The following is an 18,225-nucleotide window of genomic DNA, read 5'->3' on the forward strand; positions in this document are numbered from 1 at the left end:
CCACCGTCGAAACCCCCTTCCCGAGGGGGTTCGTAGCCGGGCACGATCACGACCCATGACGACCGCGACCGTCAGCGCGGGCGCACGCCTCCACGTCGGCTTCCAGAACCTCTCGCTCGCTCGCGAGCGGCTCTACGGCGGCATCGGCGTCGGACTCGCGGAACCGCGAGCGACCGTTACGGCCGAGCCCGCCGCCGCCGTCGAGGCTGCCGATCCGCTGCTTCGGACGTACGCGCGCCGCGCAGTCGACATTCTCGAGGTCCCAGGCGTCGCACTTTCACTCGAGGAGTCCCTGCCGCGCCACGTCGGACTCGGCAGCGGGACCCAACTCGCCCTCGCCGTGCTCACGGCGACGGCGCGAGCCCACGGCCTCGAGCCGCGAGTTCGGGAGCGCGCGCCGGCGATGGGGCGGGGCGGCCGCAGCGGCGTCGGCGTCGCGACCTTCGAGGGCGGCGGCTTCGTCGTCGACGCGGGCCATCCGACGAACCGGTTTACCACCGAGCCGCCGGCGGAGGGCGACTGGACGGTGCCGCCGGTCGTCGCCCGCCACGACCTGCCGCCGGAATGGCGATTCCTTGTCGTCGTCCCCAACGCCGAACCCGGCCGCAGCGGCGACGACGAGGATGCGAGCATGCGCTCGGTCGTCGAACGCGCCGATCCCGCCGTCGCCGACGAACTCGCCGGCGTCGTCACCCGAAAACTGCTGCCGGCTGCCGCCGCGGGCCGCCTCGAGCCCTTCGGCGAGGCGATCGCCGAAATCGGCCGCAAGAACGGGGCGTGGTACGCCGACGCCCAGGGCGGCGTCTTCCGGCCGCCTGCGGGCGAACTCGTCGAGGCGCTCGAGGACTGCCCGGTCCTCTCCGGCGTCGGCCAATCGTCGTGGGGCCCGGTCGTCTACGGCGTGACCGATACCGCCCACGCCGCCGAGGCCGAGGCCGCGGCCGAAGACGCGCTCGCGGACCGCGGACTCGGCGGACGGGTTATCCTTGCGGAGCCGGCCGAGGCCGGGGCTCGAGTCCGGACGACGGACTGAGGCCGCTCGAGTCGATCGAAGTGGAGCGTTTTTGCCTCCCGAGCCCGTAGCGGATCGATATGCAATTCTGCGACGACTGCGGCTCGATGATGAAGGCGGCGGGGGACCGCATGGTCTGTACGAACGACGACTGCGGGGCCTCGAACGAGCGGGACCGCGAGCAGGAAGACGCCTTCGTCACGACGGAGTCACAGACCGACGCCGACGTGATCGAGTCCAGCGAGGAGGCCAACTTCGAGGGGAAGCCGAAGGCGAACGACGTGATCTGTGACGAGTGCGGTGCCGAGGAAGCGTGGTACACCCTCAAGCAAACCGCTTCGGCCGACGAGCCGCCGACGCGCTTTTTCAAGTGCACCGACTGTGGGAACCGCTGGCGGGAATACAACTGAGTCCAGCGATCCAATACCGGTTCGTGGCGGCCGTCGGCCGTCTTCTTCGCAGGATGCCGGCTCGAGGACGGTTCTTGGGAGTCTTCCGACTCGCCGCGGAGTGGCCGGGCCGCGATCGATCGTGACCGGTCCGCCACAGTTGGTCCATGATACCAATGAACAAGGACTAAGCGGCCGGCCCGCGTATCGGGGGTATGGACGCGATTGAACGGCCGACGTTTGCGTCCGACGCCAGCAGACGCATCTACGAGTACGTCGAACGGCACGGAACCGTCGAGCGCCACAAAGTATTGGAGATCCTCACCCTGCCCGCCGAGGAGTTTCGAACCCGCCTCGAGGAGTTGAAATCGGACGGCTATCTCGAGGAGGAGGGCGGCACGCTCCGGATCGCACTCGAGTTCGGGGCGGTCGAGAAACACGAGTTAGACGATCTCACCGTCACCGTTCGCCCCGCTCGGCAGGCGGATTTCGACGGCCTCGTCGACACCATCCGCGACGTTACGGCAGCGGAGACCTACGTCGTCGCCGAGACGATCGCCGAGCAACTGCTGTACGAAGACGCCGTCACCAGACACAACGCGGTCCAATCCCGGACGTTCTTCGTCGCGACCGTCGACGGCGAGGTCGTCGGCTGGACACACCTCGAGTGCGAGCAGACCGATCCGGTTCGGGAAGTCGCCCAGCAGACCGTCGGCGTCCGCGAGGCCCATCGGGGGTGTGGGATCGGCAGCAAACTCCTACAGCGCGGCCTCGAGTGGGCCGAAGCGAACGGCTACCGGAAACTCTACAACAGCGTCCCGGTCGTCAACGACACCGCACTCGAGTTCCTGACCGCACACGGCTGGGATACCGAGGCGATCCGTCGGGACCACTACACGATCGACGGCGAGTACGTCGACGAAGTGATGATGGCGCGCGAACTGTAGCGGCGCTGCCGGGCGGCGGTTCGCCTATCGCGACCGCCAACCGTCGGCCGTGACTGCAAGCCCACCCACATCGCGGGCGCAACGTTCACGTCGGTCCGGACGAATCCACCGGTAGACGAATGTCCGACGGGCCGCGGCTGCCGGGCGTCGAGCGCGAGGCCGACGAGGACCGCATCGTCTGTCACGTCGACGCCGACTGCTTCTATGCTTCCTGCGAGCGACTGCGCGAGCCCGAACTCCGCGAGGAACCCCTCGTTGTCGGCATGGGTTACGAGGAAGGCGAGACGATCGGTGCCGTCGCCACCGCCAGCTACGAGGCCCGCGAGTTCGGCGTCGAGAGCGCACAGGCCATCTCGACGGCCCTCGAGCGACTCCCCAGACGCGCGGCGTTCGAAGACGGGGCGATCGACGATTCCGACCTCTCACGCGAGGAGACCGGCTACTACCGGCCCGTCGACATGGACTACTACGAGTCCGTCGCGGCCGAGGTTCGGGAGATCCTCCACGACTGCGCCGGCGTCGTCCGCGAGGTCAGTATCGACGAGGCCTACCTCGACGTGACCGAACGGACCGCGTGGGAAGTCGCGGACGGCTTCGCCCGCCACATCAGGGACCGCATCCGCCGGGAGGTCGGCGTCACCGTCAGCGTCGGCGTCGCCCCCACGATGAGCGCGGCCAAGATCGCCAGCGACTTCGACAAACCCGACGGGCTCACCGTCGTCGAACCCGGCGACATCCGGGAATTCCTCGCGCCCCTCGAGGTCGACCTGCTCCACGGCGTCGGCCCCGTAACGGCCCGCGAGCTCCGGGAGATGGGCCTCGAAACGGCGGGCGACGTGGCCGCGACCGATCCGGAGCCGCTGGTCGAGCGGTTCGGCGAGCGCGGCCGGGAACTGTACGACCGCGCGCGCGGCGAGGATGACCGCCGGGTCGAGCCGAAGGGCGATCCCAAGAGCTTCTCGCGGGAATCGGCCTTCGCCGAACCGGTCGAGGACCCCGACCCGAAGTACGATCTGATCGAGACGCTCGCGGCGGCCGTCGCGGATCGCGCCCGCCGCGAGGGCGCGCTGTACCGGACCATCGGCGTCAAAGCCGTCACGCCACCCTACGACGTCAACACCCGCGAAAAATCGCTGCCCGGCCCGATCGACGACCCCGACCTCGTCGACCGCATCGCTCGCGACCTGTTCGCCGAGTTCGAGCGCGAGCCCGTCCGCAAGCTTGGGGTCCGGGTGGCAAACCTCGAGTTCGCGACGGCCGACCAGACCAGCCTCGAGGGGTGGGAGTCCGCGGCCGGGTCCGACCCGGAACCCGATTCCGAATCTGACCCCGAGACTGAGGGCGAACGGGAGTCCGCGGTCGAACTCGGGCCCGAGGCGGACTCCGATCCGGAGCCGGATCCGGCCAGTGGCGACCGCTTGGTTGGGCAAACCTCCCTCGCGGACTTTTCGTAAGCGGCCATCCACGGACCGCAACCGGCCGAAACAGCCACCCATCTCGAGCCAACAGTATACCGAACTGGAAAGAACACCGAAATTATAACCCCGCCCCGATAATCATCGTCACAGACCACATCGGCCTCATGCTCATATGACAGAAGATTTCTACGACCTTCTCGAGATCCCGCCCGACGCCTCCCAAGACGAGATCAAGGACGCCTATCGCGACCAGGTCCGCGTCTACCACCCCGATCTGAACGACGACGACCGCGCACAGGCCCAGTTCACCGCGGTCAAAACGGCTTACGACATCCTCGGTGATCCGGTCGAACGGCAGGCCTACGACCGACTCGGCCACGAAGATTACGTCGCGAAGCGTACCAGCGGCCTCCCCTCCCCAGACGTCTGGAAGAGCGACGACGAAGACGAGGACGACTCGAGCGGCACGGAACTGAGCTATTCGGAATCGGAGACGGCATCCGCCGAAGCGTCGACCGCGTCGTCGTCGGCCGGTGCCGCGGCGTCCAGTTCGTCGACCGCCGGTCGGTCGTCGTCGACCACCGGCTCGAGCGGGACGACATCGACGGCCGGAACGGCGTCAGCCTCAACTGGGACCGCGAGCGGTGCCTCGAGTACGGCCAGTACCGGGACTGGAACCGGCTCCGGAACGGGAACGGGGTCTGCCGCCGGTAGCGGTTCGGGGACCAGTAACCGAACCGGTGGGACCGACAGCGGATCCGCTCGCGGAACCGCTCGATCCGGCGGGACCGCGACCGGTTCCGGGTCCGGAACCGCCGATACCGCCGGCAACCCCATCACCCGCTGGTGGCGACGGCAGAATTTTTCCCTGCCGCTGATCTGGCTCTCCGTGCTCGTCTACGCCGCCGGCCTCGGCCACTTCGGCCTCGAGAATCGGGAGCCCCTCGGCTCGCTATGGGCCGAGATTCAGTCCATCGGTGCCGACCCGTCCGGGCTCTGGACGCTGCTCTCGGCGAGCCGCCACGGGCTCGAGACGACGCTGATGTTCGTTCACGGTGTCGAGTTCGTCACCCCGCCGCTCGAGACGACGGTATGGTACGGCGCGCTGGCGGGTGTCGTCGCGCTCGCACTGGTGAGTCTGCTCGTCGTTCGCGGAGTCTCCAGAGAGAACACGTGGGGGCGGCTGACGATCAACGAGACGATCGTCGTCGCGTTCGCGCTCGGTGCGACGACGACGTTGGTCGGTGGCCCCCTGCTCGCTGGTGCGGTACTCATGCCGCTGCTGTTCGGCGTGATCGTCCGCCGAACCAGACGCGGGCCCGGCTGGAAACCGTCCTACGGCTACGTCCTCCCGGTCCTCGCGCCACTGGCCGGGTTCGGCATCGCCGCGGCCGGCGTCGCCTCGCTCCCGATCGATCTCGCCGCGTTCGTACTCTTCCCGCTTGCGGGCGCGCTGGGACTGCCGCTGCGGGCGACTATTCGGAAGCACTTCGACCGCTGATTTTTCGCTGGTCAGCTCGAGACGAGGCCTCGAGTGGCCGACCGTGCCGTGGTGTGACGGCGCGGACCGCCTGCACTACCGAACAGTTGAAATGCGACAGATGCCAAAGCCTCGCATGGCCAAATACTCGACCGGTTCGTCCGGTGGTGGTGGCGGGACGAACTGCGAACTCTGCGGTGCCGAGAGCGACTCGCTTACGCTCGCATCGGTCGCCGGAGCCGAACTCGAGGTCTGTCCGGACTGTGCGCCCCACGACGATTCCGAGACGCACGGGCGGGACAAAAATCGGAATCGGAGCGACCAGGACGCCGGCTCGAACGACGAGACCAGTCGCAAGCGGAAGGCGGCCCAGAACGTCGCGAAAGCGAACCCGGTCTGGGATGGCGACTCCGAACACTGGGAAAGCGAGGGGACGAACTACGACGACGACCCGCTGCCCTATCTCGTCTCGGACTACGGCGAAGCGCTCGTCGAGGCCCGGCAAGACGCCGGCCTCCAGCGCGAGGAACTGGCCGAGGAACTCGGTGCACCGGCCAAAGACGTTCTCGCTGTCGAACAAGGACGTGCCACCCAAGCCGGCGTCGGCGGCGGGCTGATCGAGGCCCTCGAGGAGCGCCTCGACGTAACTCTCGCGGAGTAAGCGAGAGAATTTTCTCGAGGTCGTGACCCTCTCGGCGAGCAGACTTTTAAGCGCAGACGACAGACTGTGACCGATGACCGGGCAACGGGCGGCAGCGGAGCCGTACGCCACGCGGTTCGAGACCGAGGTGATGTCGATCGACGGCCGACGGGTCTGGCTCGAGCGCAGTCACTTCTACGGCGCGAGCGGCGGACAGCCGGCAGACCGCGGCACGATCGGCGATATCGCGATCGCGGACGTGCAGTTCGTCGACGGCGAACAGGTCCATGTATTGGTCGAGGAACCGTCGTTCAAACCGGGCCACCGCGTCCTCTGTTCGGTCGACTGGTCCTTTCGGATGTACTGCATGCGGGCCCACACCGCCAGTCACGTCCTCGTCGGGGCCGCCCGGCGACTGCTCGAGGGGGCGGCCTATGTTGGCCTCGAAATCGGCCCGGAGACGGTTCGTCTCGACCTCGAGACGGGTACGGCTCTCGACGACGAGACGCTGATCGAATTGGACGAGACCGTCAACCGCGTGGTCTGGGAGTCGCGGCCGGTGTCGTGGGACGACGTGTCGATTTCGGCGGCCCGCGAGCGCGACGCGGTCGCGTTCGACGCCGAGAGAGCGGCCGATGCGGGTGCGGTCCAAAAGGGACGAGTCCGCCTCGTCACGATCGAAGCCGAGAACGACAACCGAAGCGGAAACCGTCTCTCCGGGACGGCCGGCCCGACGGACCCGTGGGACGTATCGGCCTGTGGCGGCACCCACGTCCGGAACACCCGCGAGGTCGGGCCCGTCACGGTGCTCGGCGGCTCGAGTCCCGAGTCGGACGTGACCCGGATCGAATTCGCCGTCGGCCCACAGGCGATCGAGCGCCGGACCGCGGAGAAGCGGGCGGCTTTCGCCGCGACATCGGCGCTGGATGCCGATCTCGAGGAGGTTGGCGACGAACTCGAGCGCGTGCGACCCGCCAGCGGTCGGCAGTAGCGGCGACTGACAGTAGGCAACGACACTCATTGGGGCGGGTGACACTACCGCTTGCAAGCAGTGAATTCATCCCTGCCCGCTTCCAGTCCTCGACCGGAGATACCGGCGAGACCTCCTGTCGGAGGTAGAAACTATTACTAACTTCCGAGTGAATTGGTGCCCATGGGAATCGATTACTCGCAACTACACGATCCGAACGCCGAGTACACGATGCGGGACCTCTCGGCAGAAACGATGGGTGTCACGAACGAGCGCGGCGGCGGCCGAGACATCGAGATCACCGACATCCAGACGACGATGATCGACGGGAACTTCCCGTGGACGCTGGTCCGAATCTACACCGATTCCGGCATCGTCGGCACCGGGGAAGCCTACTGGGGCGCTGGCGTCCCGGAACTGATCCAGCGGATGACACCGTTCCTCGTCGGCGAGAACCCGCTCGACATCGACCGACTGACCGAACACCTCGTCCAGAAGATGTCCGGCGAGGGCTCGATCGGCGGCGTCACCGTCACCGCGATCTCGGGTATCGAGGTCGCTCTGCACGATCTGGCCGGGAAGATCCTCGAGGTGCCGGCCTATCAGCTGCTGGGCGGCAAGTACCGCGACGAGGTCCGCGTCTACTGTGATTGTCACACCGAGGACGAGGCCGATCCCGAGGCCTGCGCCGACGAGGCCGAACGCGTCGTCGAGGACCTCGGCTACGACGCCCTGAAATTCGACCTCGACGTGCCCAGCGGGCACGAGAAAGACCGCGCGAACCGCCACCTCCGCGAGCCCGAAATCGAGCACAAGGCCGAAATCGTCGAGAAAGTCACCGAACGCGTCGGCGACCGCGCCGACGTCGCCTTCGACTGTCACTGGACCTTCTCCGGCGGCAGCGCAAAGCGGCTCGCAAAGCGACTCGAGGAGTACGATATCTGGTGGCTCGAGGACCCCGTCCCGCCGGAGAACCACGACGTCCAGCGCGAGGTCACCCAGAACACGTCGACGCCGATTACGGTCGGCGAGAACGTCTACCGCAAGCACGGCCAGCGCCGCCTGATCGAGGAGCAGGCACTGGACATCGTCGCGCCGGACATGCCCAAGGTCGGCGGGATGCGCGAAACCCGAAAGATCGCCGATCTCGCGGACATGTACTACGTCCCGGTCGCGATGCACAACGTCGCCTCGCCCGTGGCGACGATGGCCGGATCCCACGTCGGCGCGGCCATTTCGAACTCGCTTGCCGTCGAATACCACTCCTACGAACTCGACTGGTGGGAGGACCTCGTCGAGGAAGACGTCATCGAGGACGGCTACATCGAAATCCCCGAGGAGCCCGGACTTGGCGTCACGCTCGACATGGACGTCGTCGAGGAGCACATGGTCGAGGGCGAGGAACTCTTCGACGAGGCCTAAACCGAGACGCCGCGAGGACGACGCTTCGCGGATCCGATCGCCGCCCGAGGAGTGAACGGTACCGACCTTGTCTGCTTTTTCGACCGTGAGTAAATTTATTGAAGGTACGGCACGGAGTTCGCCGTGATGGAACGTTACGGTACACGGTGCGAACGGCTCGAGAACGAGCGGCGAACGGCGGTCGCGGGAGGGGCGGACGAATGACCGAGAAGGCAACCGTCAGGGAGCGGATCACTGAGGGCGGCGTCATCGCAGTCCTCCGGGGTATCGACGAGGACCAGATCGTCCCGGTCGCTCGTGCAATCTACGACGCCGGGGTCGACGCACTCGAGATCACGGCGGACGGGACGCGCGCGGCCGAGCAGATCGCGGCCGTCGACCGCGAGCTCGCGGACACCGATGCGGTCGTCGGGGCGGGGACCGTCCTCGACGCGCCGACCGCACAGGCCGCGATCGACGCGGGCGCGTCGTTCGTCGTTTCGCCGCATACGAACGCGGACGTGGTGCGGACCTGCAACCGCCACGGCGTCCTCGTCGCGCCCGGGGTCATGACGCCGACGGAGGCCGTGACGGCGATGGAAGCCGGCGCGGACCTCCTCAAGATGTTCCCCGCGTCGACGGTCGGCCCGGACCACATCGGCGCGCTCGCGGGGCCGCTGGGCGACGTCGACATTATCCCGACGGGCGGCGTCTCCCGGGATAACGTCGCCGACTTCTTCGAGGCCGGCGCGGTGGCCGTCGGTGCTGGCGGTGCTCTCGTGGACGATTCCGCCGTCGCCGACGGCGACATGGATCGAGTTCGAGAGACGGCGGCGTCGTTCGTCGAGGCCGTCGAGGCAGCGCGAAGCGAGTGATAGTGCAAGCGGGCGAAACGCTCTCGGCGACCACGCTGGATGCGGCCCGATAATCGGCTGTTGCCGGGACCCGTTTTATACCGTTCGTTGGGGTGGCAATGGGCGTGGCTTCAGATCCAGATCACTGCACTCGAAGACGGTTACTGCGTGCGACCGGTGTGGTCGGTGCGGCCGGGGTCGCCGCGGCGTTCGGTCTCGGCGGCTCCAGTGCCGGCGTGGCTCAAGACGAGTCCAACGCCTCGAACGCCTCGGAGGGGGCGGGACAGCCGGAGGCAGATGAGGTCGGCAGCGAATATGCAGCGGTGTACCGCGACACGATCGATTCGGTCGTTCTCGTTACCGTCACCGGAACGGGCGGGCCCGGAACCGGCGGCGGTGGACTCGGAACCGGGTTCGTCATCGACGACGAATACGTCCTGACGAACAACCACGTCGTCGAGGCTGCCACGGAGGGCGGCATCGAACTCCAGTTCAGCAACGAAGAGTGGCGACCCGCGTCGATCGTCGGGACGGACGCCTACAGCGACCTCGCGGTCCTCCGCGTCGAGGACATGCCCGATGTCGCTTCTCCCCTCTCGCTCGCCGAGTCCGAGCCGATCATCGGCCAAGAGGTGCTCGCGATCGGCAACCCGCTCGGGCTCGACGCGTCGGTCTCACAGGGAATCGTCAGCGGGACCGGCCGCTCGCTACCCAGTCCCTCCGGCTTCTCGATCCCGGCCGCGATCCAGACCGACGCGCCGATCAACCCCGGGAACAGCGGCGGGCCGCTCGTGAGCCTCGAGGGCGAGGTACTCGGCGTCGTCTTCGCCGGTGCCGGCCAGACCATCGGCTTTGCCATCTCCGCGGCGCTGGCGAATCGCGTCGTGCCCGCGCTCATCGAGGACGGCTCGTACGACCACGCCTACCTGGGTGTCGGCGTCCAGCCCGTCGGTCCGGAAATCGCCGCCGAAATCGGCCTCGAGGAGGCGACCGGCGTGCTCGTCATGGAGGTCGTCCCCGATGGCCCCGCCGACGGGGTCCTCCAGCCGGCCAGTACGGCTCGGCCGGGCAGCGGTGACGTCATCGTCGCCATCGACGGCCAAGAGATCCCGAACCAGTCGGCGCTCTCGTCGTATCTCGCTCTCGAGGCGTCGCCCGGCGAGACGATCGAACTCGAGATCATCGGCGACGGCGAGCGCCAGTCCGTCGAGTTGACGCTGGCAGAACGGCCGGAAGCCGAGCAACCGCGGACCCCGATCGGCGGCCCGCGCGAGGCACCGCCGCCAACGGATCCCTATAGTAGCTCTTGAAAGTCAATGCACACCCGATCGCAGGATAGCGTTGCGATCGGTGTGTAAATCGTTTCAAGAGCTACTATAATCGACATCGGCTCCCCGCTCGAGATGTAGGTCGCCTCGCAGCGGATCGCTGCCCTCAGTCCGCGTTTTCGTTTGCGTCGGACTCGTCTGCCTCTTCGGCTTCCTCGAGGTCGTCCGCGTCCTCGCGGGGCGCGTTCTGCGTGCCGAGAGTGCCGTCGCCCTCGTCGACTTCGTCCGGATCGCGGTCGATCCGCTCGAGTTCGTCCTCGATTTCGGCTTCTCGTTCTGCCTCGTACTCGTGTGCTCTGTCGGAGTCGTCTTCGGCCATGCAGCGACGTTCGTCGCCGAGCCGTTTGGACGCGGGGCCGTCGAGTGCAACGTCTGCCGACAGCGCCGGCGGTCGCCCGGGAACGTTCACGAGACACGAAAGACAGATAAAAGACCCTACGCTGTGAATAGACAGATATGGACGTTCCGTACGACCTCACCTCGTACATTCGGGTGTTGAAAATGGCGACGACACCCACGACTAACGAGTTCTTCCAGGTGTCGAAAATCGCCGGTGCAGGGATCCTCCTGGTCGGTCTCGTCGGATTCCTCATCGGTGCGATCATGCTGTTACTGCCGGGTGGCGTCTAATGGGGATCTTTGCTGTCAAAACGACGGCGAGTCAAGAGCGCACCGTCGCGGACATGATCATCAACCGCGAGGAGCCGGAGATCCACGCCGCCCTCGCCCCCGACTCGCTGACTTCCTACGTGATGGTCGAAGCCGAAGGCAACGCGGTCCTCAACCGCGTCCTCGAGGACATTCCTCACGCGCGCAGCATCGTCCCCGGCGAGTCCGACATCTCGGAAGTCGAGCACTTCCTCTCGCCGAAGCCGGATGTCGAAGGGATCGCCGAGGGCGACATCGTCGAACTCATCGCCGGCCCATTCAAAGGCGAGAAGGCGCAGGTCCAGCGGATCGACGAGGGCAAGGATCAGGTCACCGTCGAACTGTACGAGGCGACGGTTCCGATTCCCGTGACGGTGCGGGGCGACCAGATTCGCGTGCTCGATTCCGACGAGCGGTAGTTCATCGGACCATGCGAACGGGTGCTGCGCACCCGTGAGCAGCGAGCGCCGAGGGAAGTTTTATACTAAATTTTGCGAGGAGTAGTCGCCGATGCGAGGCGACCCGACGATGTAAAATTTAGGAGCGCGACGGTTCCGATTCCCGTGACGGTGCGGGGCGACCAGATTCGCGTGCTCGTCCGACGAGCGATAGCGAGTCGGTTCTCTCAGTGTTCAGCCTCGAATGAGCACTGAGACCGTTTTCTACTCCATTTTCCGAGAAAGAGGGTCAAATCTAGCGAGAAACCGGCCGTGGTTCCGAGACGGGTCGACTCCGAGACCGCTCGTTACCGCTTCAGTTCCGTCGCGATCGCTTGCATGTCCGCTTCCGATTCGATCTCCTCGAGTAGCTCTTCGCGCTCCCGTACTTCCTCGGAGCTAGCGCCGTAGGCGCGGACGTATTCGGCGCGGCTGTGGTCGGTAAAGGCGTGTCGGATCGCGAGATAGCCGTCGGGGACGACGGTCCCACAGACCTTACACTCGCGGCGCTGGTGTTCCGTCGCCTGATGGACGACGGCCGACTCGACGTCCTCGAAAACTGCGCCACAGCCGTCGATTCCGCATTCCCAGGCCATTCGATACTGCCACTCGAACGGCCGCCCTAATGATCCTTTCGCAGCGATTCCTCTCGGCTCGAAGAGGTGTGCCCGACAACCCTTCGACCCTGCGGCACATCTCATCGGTCATGCCGGCGACTAACAGGTCGACACTGGCCACGTTCGACGCCGACCGCGTTCGCCGTGTCGTCCAAGAGACGGTGTCAGGGCCGTTGTACGCCTTCTGTGAGTACGACACGGAGTCGTTTCGGCCGCTGTACATCGACGACCGGACGATCTCGATGTACGACAGCCGCGAGGCGATGCTCGAGCATTTCGAGCAGATTCACACGAACGTCCACATGGATTTCATGCAGAGCAAACTCTTCCGGAACACGCTGTTTCCCGAAGCCGAGCGAGTCGAATACATCACCACGTCGATGGACTTTTTGAAGATCCTCCGGGTCTACGTCGGCGAGGACGGGCTGTTCATCTCGATCGACCCGGACGAGCCAGTCGTCCCCATCGTCGACGCGATCAAGGGGACTCTCGAGTGGCCGCCGAATCAGAATTCATAACTCGGCTGTCCCGGAAGTAGTGGTCGTGACCGATGGAGTGACGTTCCGAATCGACTGTCACGTGAAGGTGCTCTCCGATCGCGTCGTCGAGCGAGCCAAGCGGGCCGGCCTCGATGCGATCGTCTACGCCCCTCACTTTACCCGCCTTCCCGAGATCCGCGAGCGGGCGGCCGCGTACTCGAGCGAGGATCTGCTGGTGATCCCCGCCCGCGAGGTGTTTACCGGGACGTGGCGAAACCGGAGACACGTCCTCGCGCTGGGCCTCGAGGAGCCCGTGCCGGACTTCATCCCGTTCGAGTCGGCGATGGCCGAGTTCGAGCGCCAGGACGCCACGGTGCTCGTCCCCCACCCGGACTTTGCGAACGTGAGCCTCGACGAGGCAGACCTCCGAACGTATGCGGAGACGATTGACGCGATCGAAATCTTTAACCCGCGCCACTTCCCGCCGGACAATCGCCGGGCGCGGGAACTCGCCGACGACCTGTCGATGCCGCCGTTTACCTCCTCGTACGCCCACCTCCCCCGATCCGTCGGCGTGGCCCACACCGCCTTCGACGCGACCATCGAGAGCGAAGCTGCTCTCCTGACCGCACTCGAGGACGGCATCGCTCGCCGCGTCGTCTACGATAACGGCTTCGACCGGTGGGCGACGACGACGGCGGAGCTCGGCCACCTCGTCTACGAGAACACGTGGAAGAAGGTCGACCGACTGTTTCTCTCGGGGACGGAGCCGACACATCCACAGCACATCGCCTACGACGGCCGGTTCGACGATGTCGCCGTCTATTAGAACTCCCTGTCGTCCGCGCCCTCCCGTTCGATAGCGACGGCTTCGCGTCTCAGATTTCCGAAAGCGTCGCTACGACTCGGTCCCAGTGACTGCCGCGCCAGAAATACTGCCCGCAGTCGCGACAGACCCACATCTCGACTTCCGAGGGATCCGGGGCGTACGCCGGCGTCGAAGTCGCCGGATCGACATCCGCCAGCGGGCCGTTACAGCGACCACAGAACGCGGGTTCGGCCGCCGGCGAGAAGGCGAGTCCGGCGGCGTCTAGTTCGGCGAGTTGGGCGTCGACCTCGCGGGACTCGAGCAAGATCGCCTCGTCGGCACGAGCCGCGAGTTCGACGTCTCGAGTGACGACCGTACGGCCCTCGTCCCGGGCGACGGCGAGCAGATCGTCGTCGGCCTCGAGTCCGCGACCGCCGGCGTAGGCGGTGTCGTGGTTACATATTCGCAGGTAAGCGACGAGCCCGCCGCACATGACATCGAGGAGGAGTCGCATCGGTTTGGTGCGTTCTCAGGGGAAGGTCAGAATCGATCAGTGAAGGAACTCGCGAAGGTCCCCGACCGCCCACGTGTTGATCACGTCGTCGGGTTCTGCCCACCCGCGGCGCGCGGTGTGGACGCCCCAGCGCATGTACTCGAGCGTCGCGGGCCGGTGGGAGTCGGTGTTGATCGAAATCGGCGCGCCCTCCTCGAGCGCGGCTTGGACGGCGCTGCCCCACAGATCCAGCCGGCGGGGATCGGAGTTAACCTCGAGTGCGGTGCCGTGGGCGGCGGCGGCTTCCCCGAGCGCGGTCGCGTCGAACTCGAGCCCGGAGCGCTGGTTGAGCAGGCGGCCGCTGGGATGGCCCAGCACGTCGATCGCCGGGTTCTCGACGGCGTGGACGAGCCGCTCGGTGGCGGTTTCGGCGTCCTGATCGAGGGCGCTGTGGGTCGAGGCGACGATCACGTCCAAGGTTTCGATTACCTCTGCGGAGAGGTCGATCTCGCCGTCGGCGTCGACGTTCGCTTCGATGCCGGCGAAGACCTCGATCTCGGCCTCGTCGCCGACCGCGCGGACCTCCTCGGCGTACTCGAGGATCTCGGTGTCGGAGAGCCCCATGCCGCCGACGATTCCGGGGCCTTCGGCGTGGTCGGCGATCCCGAAGTAGTCGTAGCCCCGCTCGGCGGCGGCGTCGACCATCGCGGCAACGTCGGTGTTGCCGTCGGACCACTCGGTGTGGCTGTGCAGGTCGCCGCGGATGTCCTCGCGCACGATCAGCGCGGGCAACTCGCCGCGTTCCGCGGCGGCGATCTCGCCGCGATCCGTTCTGAGTTCCGGCGGGATCCACGGCAGGCCGAGCGCTTCGTACATCCCGTCCTCGGTTTCGCCGGCGACGCGCTCGCCGACGCGCTGTCCGCCCTCCGGGTCCTCGACGTCGGAGACATCGAAGGCCCCGTACTCGTTCAACTTCATCCCGCGGTCGATCGCGTAGTTGCGCAGGGCGACGTTGTGGTCCTTGCTTCCCGTGAAGTACTGCAAGGCGGCGCCGAACTCCTCGGGAACGACCACGCGCAGATCGACGCGGCTCTCGCCGACGCGGACGCTTGCCTTCTCCGGGCCGGATTCGATCTCGTCGTCGACCGAATCCCAGTCGACGAACGCCTCGACGACAGCTTCGCCCGCGTTCGTCGCCGCGAGCACGTCCACGTCGCCGATCGTCTCGCGCCACCGCCGGATCGACCCTGCCACCTCGCAGCGCTCGACCGCATCGGTCGACCCGAGGAACGCGAGCACGTCGTCGGCGAGCGGTCGCGCCTCGCCCAGCAACTGGCGCTGGCCGACGGTCCGGGCGAACTCGAGGTTCTCGAGGATGTTCTGTTCGGTCTTCGGGCCGAAGCCCTTGACTTCCTGTACCTCGCCGGCTTCAGCAGCCGCCTCGAGGTCATCTAAGGTCTGCACGCCGAGTTCGCGGTAGAGCTTACCCGCGGTCTTGGGGCCGACGCCCTCGATGCGGGTGATGTCGGCGATATCGATCGGGAGGTCGGTCCGCAGTTCTTCGAGTTCGTCGATCTCGCCGGTCTCGACGTACTCGACGACCTTCGAGGAGATGGCGTCGCCGACCCCGTCGATGTTCTCGACGGCCGTGCGGTCGCCCGCCTCGATTCGGTCGGCGATCGGCACGGGATGTGCGCGGATGTTCTCGGCCGCACGGCGGTACGCGCGGGGTTTGTACTCGACGCCGTCGGCCTCGAGCAGGTCGGCGAACTCCTCGAAGCGGGCGGCGAGTTCGGCGTTGGTCGTCATCGGCCCCTCCGGGAACTGGTGTCGTCGTCCTGTCCCAGCGCCTTCTTGAGGAACGACATCCAGCGCTTGCGATCCTGGGCTTGCTGGACCTGCTGCTCGCGCTCTAAGTCCGTCGGCCCCAGACTCTCGAGGGCGTTTAACGCCCGGTCGATGCCGATGATACTCTGGGCGAGGTCGTCGCCCACCTCGCGGCTGATATCGTCCTCTTCGATCCGCTCGAGTCGCTCGAGTCGCTCGCGTCGCAGGTTCCGCTTTGCCTGCTCGACGCGGTCGCGTTCGCCGGCCGGGACCGTCTCGCGGCGCTTGATCTCGAAGACGAACGTCCGGAGGTCGATCTCCTCCCCCTGGACCGTGATCGTCTCCGGAATGTCCGCGCCGACGGTCGCGCCCTCGCGCTCGACGCGCTCGAGCAGTTGCTTGCGCTCGTACTCTTGCACGTCCGGTGATGGGGGACGGGGAGGCAAAAATGTACAGTCTACACGGCACTGTCGCCAGCGCCAGGGGCCCAGCGCCGATCTTTTGGCCGGTTGCGCGCCGATCGTTATCACGTCAAACCCCAAATCCCTTAGCGGCTCCCCACATACCCCCGGTCAATGGCCAAGTGCGACGTGTGTGGGAAGGACGAAAACATGCCGTACAATTGTCGGCACTGCGGTGGGACCTACTGTGCCGACCACCGGCTCCCCGAGAACCACGACTGCTCGGGGCTGCAAGACTGGAACGATCCACAGGGCGTCTTCGACAGTGGCTTCGACGACAGCGTCAGTTCCGGCGAGAGCACCGCTCGGGCCTCGAGTCTCACGGATAAGCTCCCGATCGATACCGGGCCGGGCGGCCCGCTCGCGTACTTCCGCGGGAACGCGACCTACACGTTCCTCGCGTTGATGTGGCTGACGTTTCTGGCCCAGTGGGCCACGCTGTTAATCGGGGGTGCATCCATCCACCAGACGGTGTTCACGCTGTCCTCGGGGCACGTCGAATACGTCTGGACGTGGATCACGTCGATCTTCGCACACAGCCCGTACAACTTCATGCACATCGTCGGGAACAGCATCGTGATATTCTTCTTCGGCCCGCTCGTCGAGCGCTACGTCGGCTCGCGGAATTTCGCGATCCTGTTCATCGTCAGCGGCGTCCTCGCCGGGCTCAGTCAGGTCGGGATCTCGATCGCCCAAGGAAATCCGACGGCCGTCCTCGGAGCCAGCGGTGCAGCACTCGCGATTATGGGCGTCTTGACGGTCCTGAACCCCGGACTCAAGGTGTACCTCTACTTCATTCTCCCGGTGCCGATCTGGCTGTTGACCGCCGGCTACGCGTTCATTAGCGTCGCATTCCTCTCGACCGGCGGTGGCGGCGGCGGAATCGCCCACATGGCCCACCTCGTCGGCCTCGTGATCGGCCTCGGCTACGGCGAGTACGTCAAGCGAAACCGGAACGTCAGCGCGCCGAATCAACTGCAGTTCGGCGGTGGTGGCGGCGGGCCGGGCGGTCCCGGCGGACCCGGCGGTCGCCGTCGGTTCTGATAGCTCGACCCCTCTGCGGTACCGTCGTCCCGCCATACCCCCGCAACTGATTTTCACCCGGCGTCTATCTCCACTCAGATGAGTCAGCCACGTCCCGATCTCGCCCCCGACGCCGGCCTCTCGCGCGATGAAATGGAAACGCTCCAGCGCGAGATCGCCGACGTCGCCGTCTTCGACGACGAGTTCGCGTTCGACCCCGACGCGCTCTCGAACCCGCTCGCGGCGACCTCGAGCGGCGGGCGACCACCGGTCGTCGTCGGCGTCGACCAATCGTTCCTCACGAACGCGGACGGCGAGCAGGACCGCGCGCTTTCCGCCGTCGTCGCGATGCGCGGCGGCGAGGTCATCGAGCGCGTCTTCGCCGTGACGCCCCTCGAGATCCCCTACATCCCCGGCCTTCTCTCCTTCCGCGAAGGCGCGCCGATCCTCGCGGCGATCGAGGAACTGTCCGTCGAGCCGGACCTGTTCCTGTTCGACGGCAGCGGCCGCATCCACTTCCGGCAGGCCGGCATCGCGACCCACATGGGCGTGGTCAAGGACGTGCCAAGCATCGGCGTCGCCAAGAGCCTGCTCTGTGGGTCTCCGCGCGGAAATCTCGAGGACCTCCCCGAAGGGACCACGGTCGGTATCGAATCCAACTCGAGGGTCGACGCGCCCGACGGGACCCTGCTCGGCTACGCCGTCCAGACCCGACAGTACGAGTCGCCGAACCGGTACATCAACCCGCTCTACGTCAGCCCCGGTCACCGCGTCGGCCCCGAGACCGCCGCCGACATCGCGCTTGCGCTGTCCTCATCGTACAAACTCCCGGAGCCGGTCCGACTGGCGGACAAATACGCAGACGATGCGAAGCAAACCCTCGGCGACTAAGCCGACCTAGCCATCGGTCACAGCTGCTCGCCAAACCGATCGCTGTGGGCGGGAGAAAGGAACTGGGGCTTTCAGAGTGCCGTTCAGTGCCGTTGTACACCA

Annotated in this window: 21 protein-coding genes; 16 read left to right on the forward strand and 5 right to left on the reverse strand. The window is 66.4% G+C overall.

The genetic code is table 11. The annotated features are described in order from the left end of the window. The first annotated feature begins 55 nt into the window (after nucleotides 1-55). The 10 genes from ACJYUO_RS11900 to ACJYUO_RS11945 all read left to right on the forward strand — a co-directional run bounded on the left by ACJYUO_RS11900 (nucleotide 56) and on the right by ACJYUO_RS11945 (nucleotide 10,421). Nucleotides 56-1,033, forward strand: a complete 978-nt coding sequence (locus ACJYUO_RS11900) for a beta-ribofuranosylaminobenzene 5'-phosphate synthase family protein (protein ID WP_494345588.1) — start codon at nucleotides 56-58, stop codon at nucleotides 1,031-1,033. A gap of 59 nt (nucleotides 1,034-1,092) precedes the next feature. Further along, on the forward strand, nucleotides 1,093-1,422 hold the full coding sequence (locus tag ACJYUO_RS11905; RefSeq protein WP_494345589.1) for a transcription factor S: 330 nt from the start codon (nucleotides 1,093-1,095) through the stop codon (nucleotides 1,420-1,422). A 194-nt stretch (nucleotides 1,423-1,616) separates the two neighbouring features. Next, on the forward strand, nucleotides 1,617-2,348 hold the full coding sequence (locus tag ACJYUO_RS11910; protein WP_494345590.1) for a GNAT family N-acetyltransferase: 732 nt from the start codon (nucleotides 1,617-1,619) through the stop codon (nucleotides 2,346-2,348). A gap of 119 nt (nucleotides 2,349-2,467) precedes the next feature. Continuing rightward, complete coding sequence (locus tag ACJYUO_RS11915; RefSeq protein WP_494345591.1) at nucleotides 2,468-3,802, forward strand: DNA polymerase Y family protein; 1,335 nt, start codon at nucleotides 2,468-2,470, stop codon at nucleotides 3,800-3,802. 136 nt (nucleotides 3,803-3,938) lie between these two features. Next, nucleotides 3,939-5,267: a J domain-containing protein gene (locus ACJYUO_RS11920; RefSeq protein ID WP_494345592.1), complete on the forward strand. Its 1,329-nt coding sequence runs from the start codon at nucleotides 3,939-3,941 to the stop codon at nucleotides 5,265-5,267. Nucleotides 5,268-5,382: 115 nt separating this feature from the next. Continuing rightward, nucleotides 5,383-5,907, forward strand: a complete 525-nt coding sequence (locus tag ACJYUO_RS11925; protein ID WP_494345593.1) for a transcriptional regulator — start codon at nucleotides 5,383-5,385, stop codon at nucleotides 5,905-5,907. 73 nt (nucleotides 5,908-5,980) lie between these two features. After that, nucleotides 5,981-6,877, forward strand: coding sequence for an alanine--tRNA ligase-related protein (locus tag ACJYUO_RS11930; protein WP_494345594.1), 897 nt, complete (start codon nucleotides 5,981-5,983; stop codon nucleotides 6,875-6,877). Between the two features lie 162 nt (nucleotides 6,878-7,039). Beyond that, complete coding sequence (locus ACJYUO_RS11935) at nucleotides 7,040-8,278, forward strand: mandelate racemase/muconate lactonizing enzyme family protein (protein WP_494345595.1); 1,239 nt, start codon at nucleotides 7,040-7,042, stop codon at nucleotides 8,276-8,278. Between the two features lie 200 nt (nucleotides 8,279-8,478). Further along, nucleotides 8,479-9,132: a bifunctional 4-hydroxy-2-oxoglutarate aldolase/2-dehydro-3-deoxy-phosphogluconate aldolase gene (locus ACJYUO_RS11940; RefSeq protein ID WP_494345596.1), complete on the forward strand. Its 654-nt coding sequence runs from the start codon at nucleotides 8,479-8,481 to the stop codon at nucleotides 9,130-9,132. 77 nt (nucleotides 9,133-9,209) lie between these two features. Continuing rightward, entirely contained in the window at nucleotides 9,210-10,421 is a 1,212-nt protein-coding gene (locus ACJYUO_RS11945; RefSeq protein ID WP_494345989.1) for a S1C family serine protease, read from the forward strand. Between the two features lie 124 nt (nucleotides 10,422-10,545). Here the strand turns inward: ACJYUO_RS11945 and ACJYUO_RS11950 are convergent, their stop codons facing one another. After that, complete coding sequence (locus ACJYUO_RS11950; RefSeq protein ID WP_494345990.1) at nucleotides 10,546-10,758, reverse strand: hypothetical protein; 213 nt, start codon at nucleotides 10,756-10,758, stop codon at nucleotides 10,546-10,548. 137 nt (nucleotides 10,759-10,895) lie between these two features. Here ACJYUO_RS11950 and ACJYUO_RS11955 point away from each other — a divergent pair, with 137 nt between their 5' ends. Together ACJYUO_RS11955 and ACJYUO_RS11960 are read left to right on the forward strand one after the other, a co-directional pair. Beyond that, nucleotides 10,896-11,069 (forward strand): protein translocase SEC61 complex subunit gamma, encoded by a 174-nt coding sequence (locus ACJYUO_RS11955; RefSeq protein ID WP_006432548.1) that lies wholly within the window; start codon nucleotides 10,896-10,898, stop codon nucleotides 11,067-11,069. Next, entirely contained in the window at nucleotides 11,069-11,506 is a 438-nt protein-coding gene (locus tag ACJYUO_RS11960; protein WP_004217006.1) for a transcription elongation factor Spt5, read from the forward strand. Before ACJYUO_RS11955 ends, ACJYUO_RS11960 begins: the two co-directional genes overlap by 1 nt. A 326-nt stretch (nucleotides 11,507-11,832) precedes the next feature. On the opposite strand, the gene ACJYUO_RS11965 is transcribed toward ACJYUO_RS11960, so the two are convergent. Further along, on the reverse strand, nucleotides 11,833-12,120 hold the full coding sequence (locus ACJYUO_RS11965) for a DUF7565 family protein (RefSeq protein ID WP_138244970.1): 288 nt from the start codon (nucleotides 12,118-12,120) through the stop codon (nucleotides 11,833-11,835). 110 nt (nucleotides 12,121-12,230) lie between these two features. On the opposite strand from ACJYUO_RS11965, the gene ACJYUO_RS11970 reads away from it, so the two are divergent. Then, nucleotides 12,231-12,659 (forward strand): hypothetical protein, encoded by a 429-nt coding sequence (locus tag ACJYUO_RS11970; RefSeq protein ID WP_494345597.1) that lies wholly within the window; start codon nucleotides 12,231-12,233, stop codon nucleotides 12,657-12,659. Between the two features lie 37 nt (nucleotides 12,660-12,696). Then, the gene (locus ACJYUO_RS11975) at nucleotides 12,697-13,449 is read left to right on the forward strand and encodes a PHP domain-containing protein (protein WP_494345991.1); all 753 of its coding nucleotides are present in this window, start codon (nucleotides 12,697-12,699) and stop codon (nucleotides 13,447-13,449) included. A gap of 49 nt (nucleotides 13,450-13,498) precedes the next feature. Here ACJYUO_RS11975 and ACJYUO_RS11980 read toward each other — a convergent pair whose 3' ends face one another. From ACJYUO_RS11980 to ACJYUO_RS11990, 3 genes are read right to left on the reverse strand one after another with little or no spacing between them, the layout of a single operon-like run. Next, nucleotides 13,499-13,942: a Mut7-C RNAse domain-containing protein gene (locus ACJYUO_RS11980; protein ID WP_494345598.1), complete on the reverse strand. Its 444-nt coding sequence runs from the start codon at nucleotides 13,940-13,942 to the stop codon at nucleotides 13,499-13,501. 36 nt (nucleotides 13,943-13,978) lie between these two features. After that, entirely contained in the window at nucleotides 13,979-15,730 is a 1,752-nt protein-coding gene (gene polX, locus ACJYUO_RS11985) for a DNA polymerase/3'-5' exonuclease PolX (protein WP_494345599.1), read from the reverse strand. Continuing rightward, nucleotides 15,727-16,167 carry a DUF5788 family protein gene (locus ACJYUO_RS11990; protein ID WP_494345600.1) on the reverse strand — a complete coding sequence of 147 codons (441 nt, stop codon included), beginning with the start codon at nucleotides 16,165-16,167 and terminating at the stop codon, nucleotides 15,727-15,729. Before ACJYUO_RS11990 ends, polX begins: the two co-directional genes overlap by 4 nt. 156 nt (nucleotides 16,168-16,323) lie before the next feature. Here ACJYUO_RS11990 and ACJYUO_RS11995 point away from each other — a divergent pair, with 156 nt between their 5' ends. Next, nucleotides 16,324-17,253 carry a rhomboid family intramembrane serine protease gene (locus tag ACJYUO_RS11995; protein WP_494345601.1) on the forward strand — a complete coding sequence of 310 codons (930 nt, stop codon included), beginning with the start codon at nucleotides 16,324-16,326 and terminating at the stop codon, nucleotides 17,251-17,253. Nucleotides 17,254-17,331: 78 nt separating this feature from the next. Further along, nucleotides 17,332-18,123, forward strand: a complete 792-nt coding sequence (locus tag ACJYUO_RS12000; protein ID WP_494345602.1) for an endonuclease V — start codon at nucleotides 17,332-17,334, stop codon at nucleotides 18,121-18,123. Nucleotides 18,124-18,225: the final 102 nt, after the last annotated feature.

The organism is Natrinema sp. CRL1 (genome assembly GCF_059162405.1).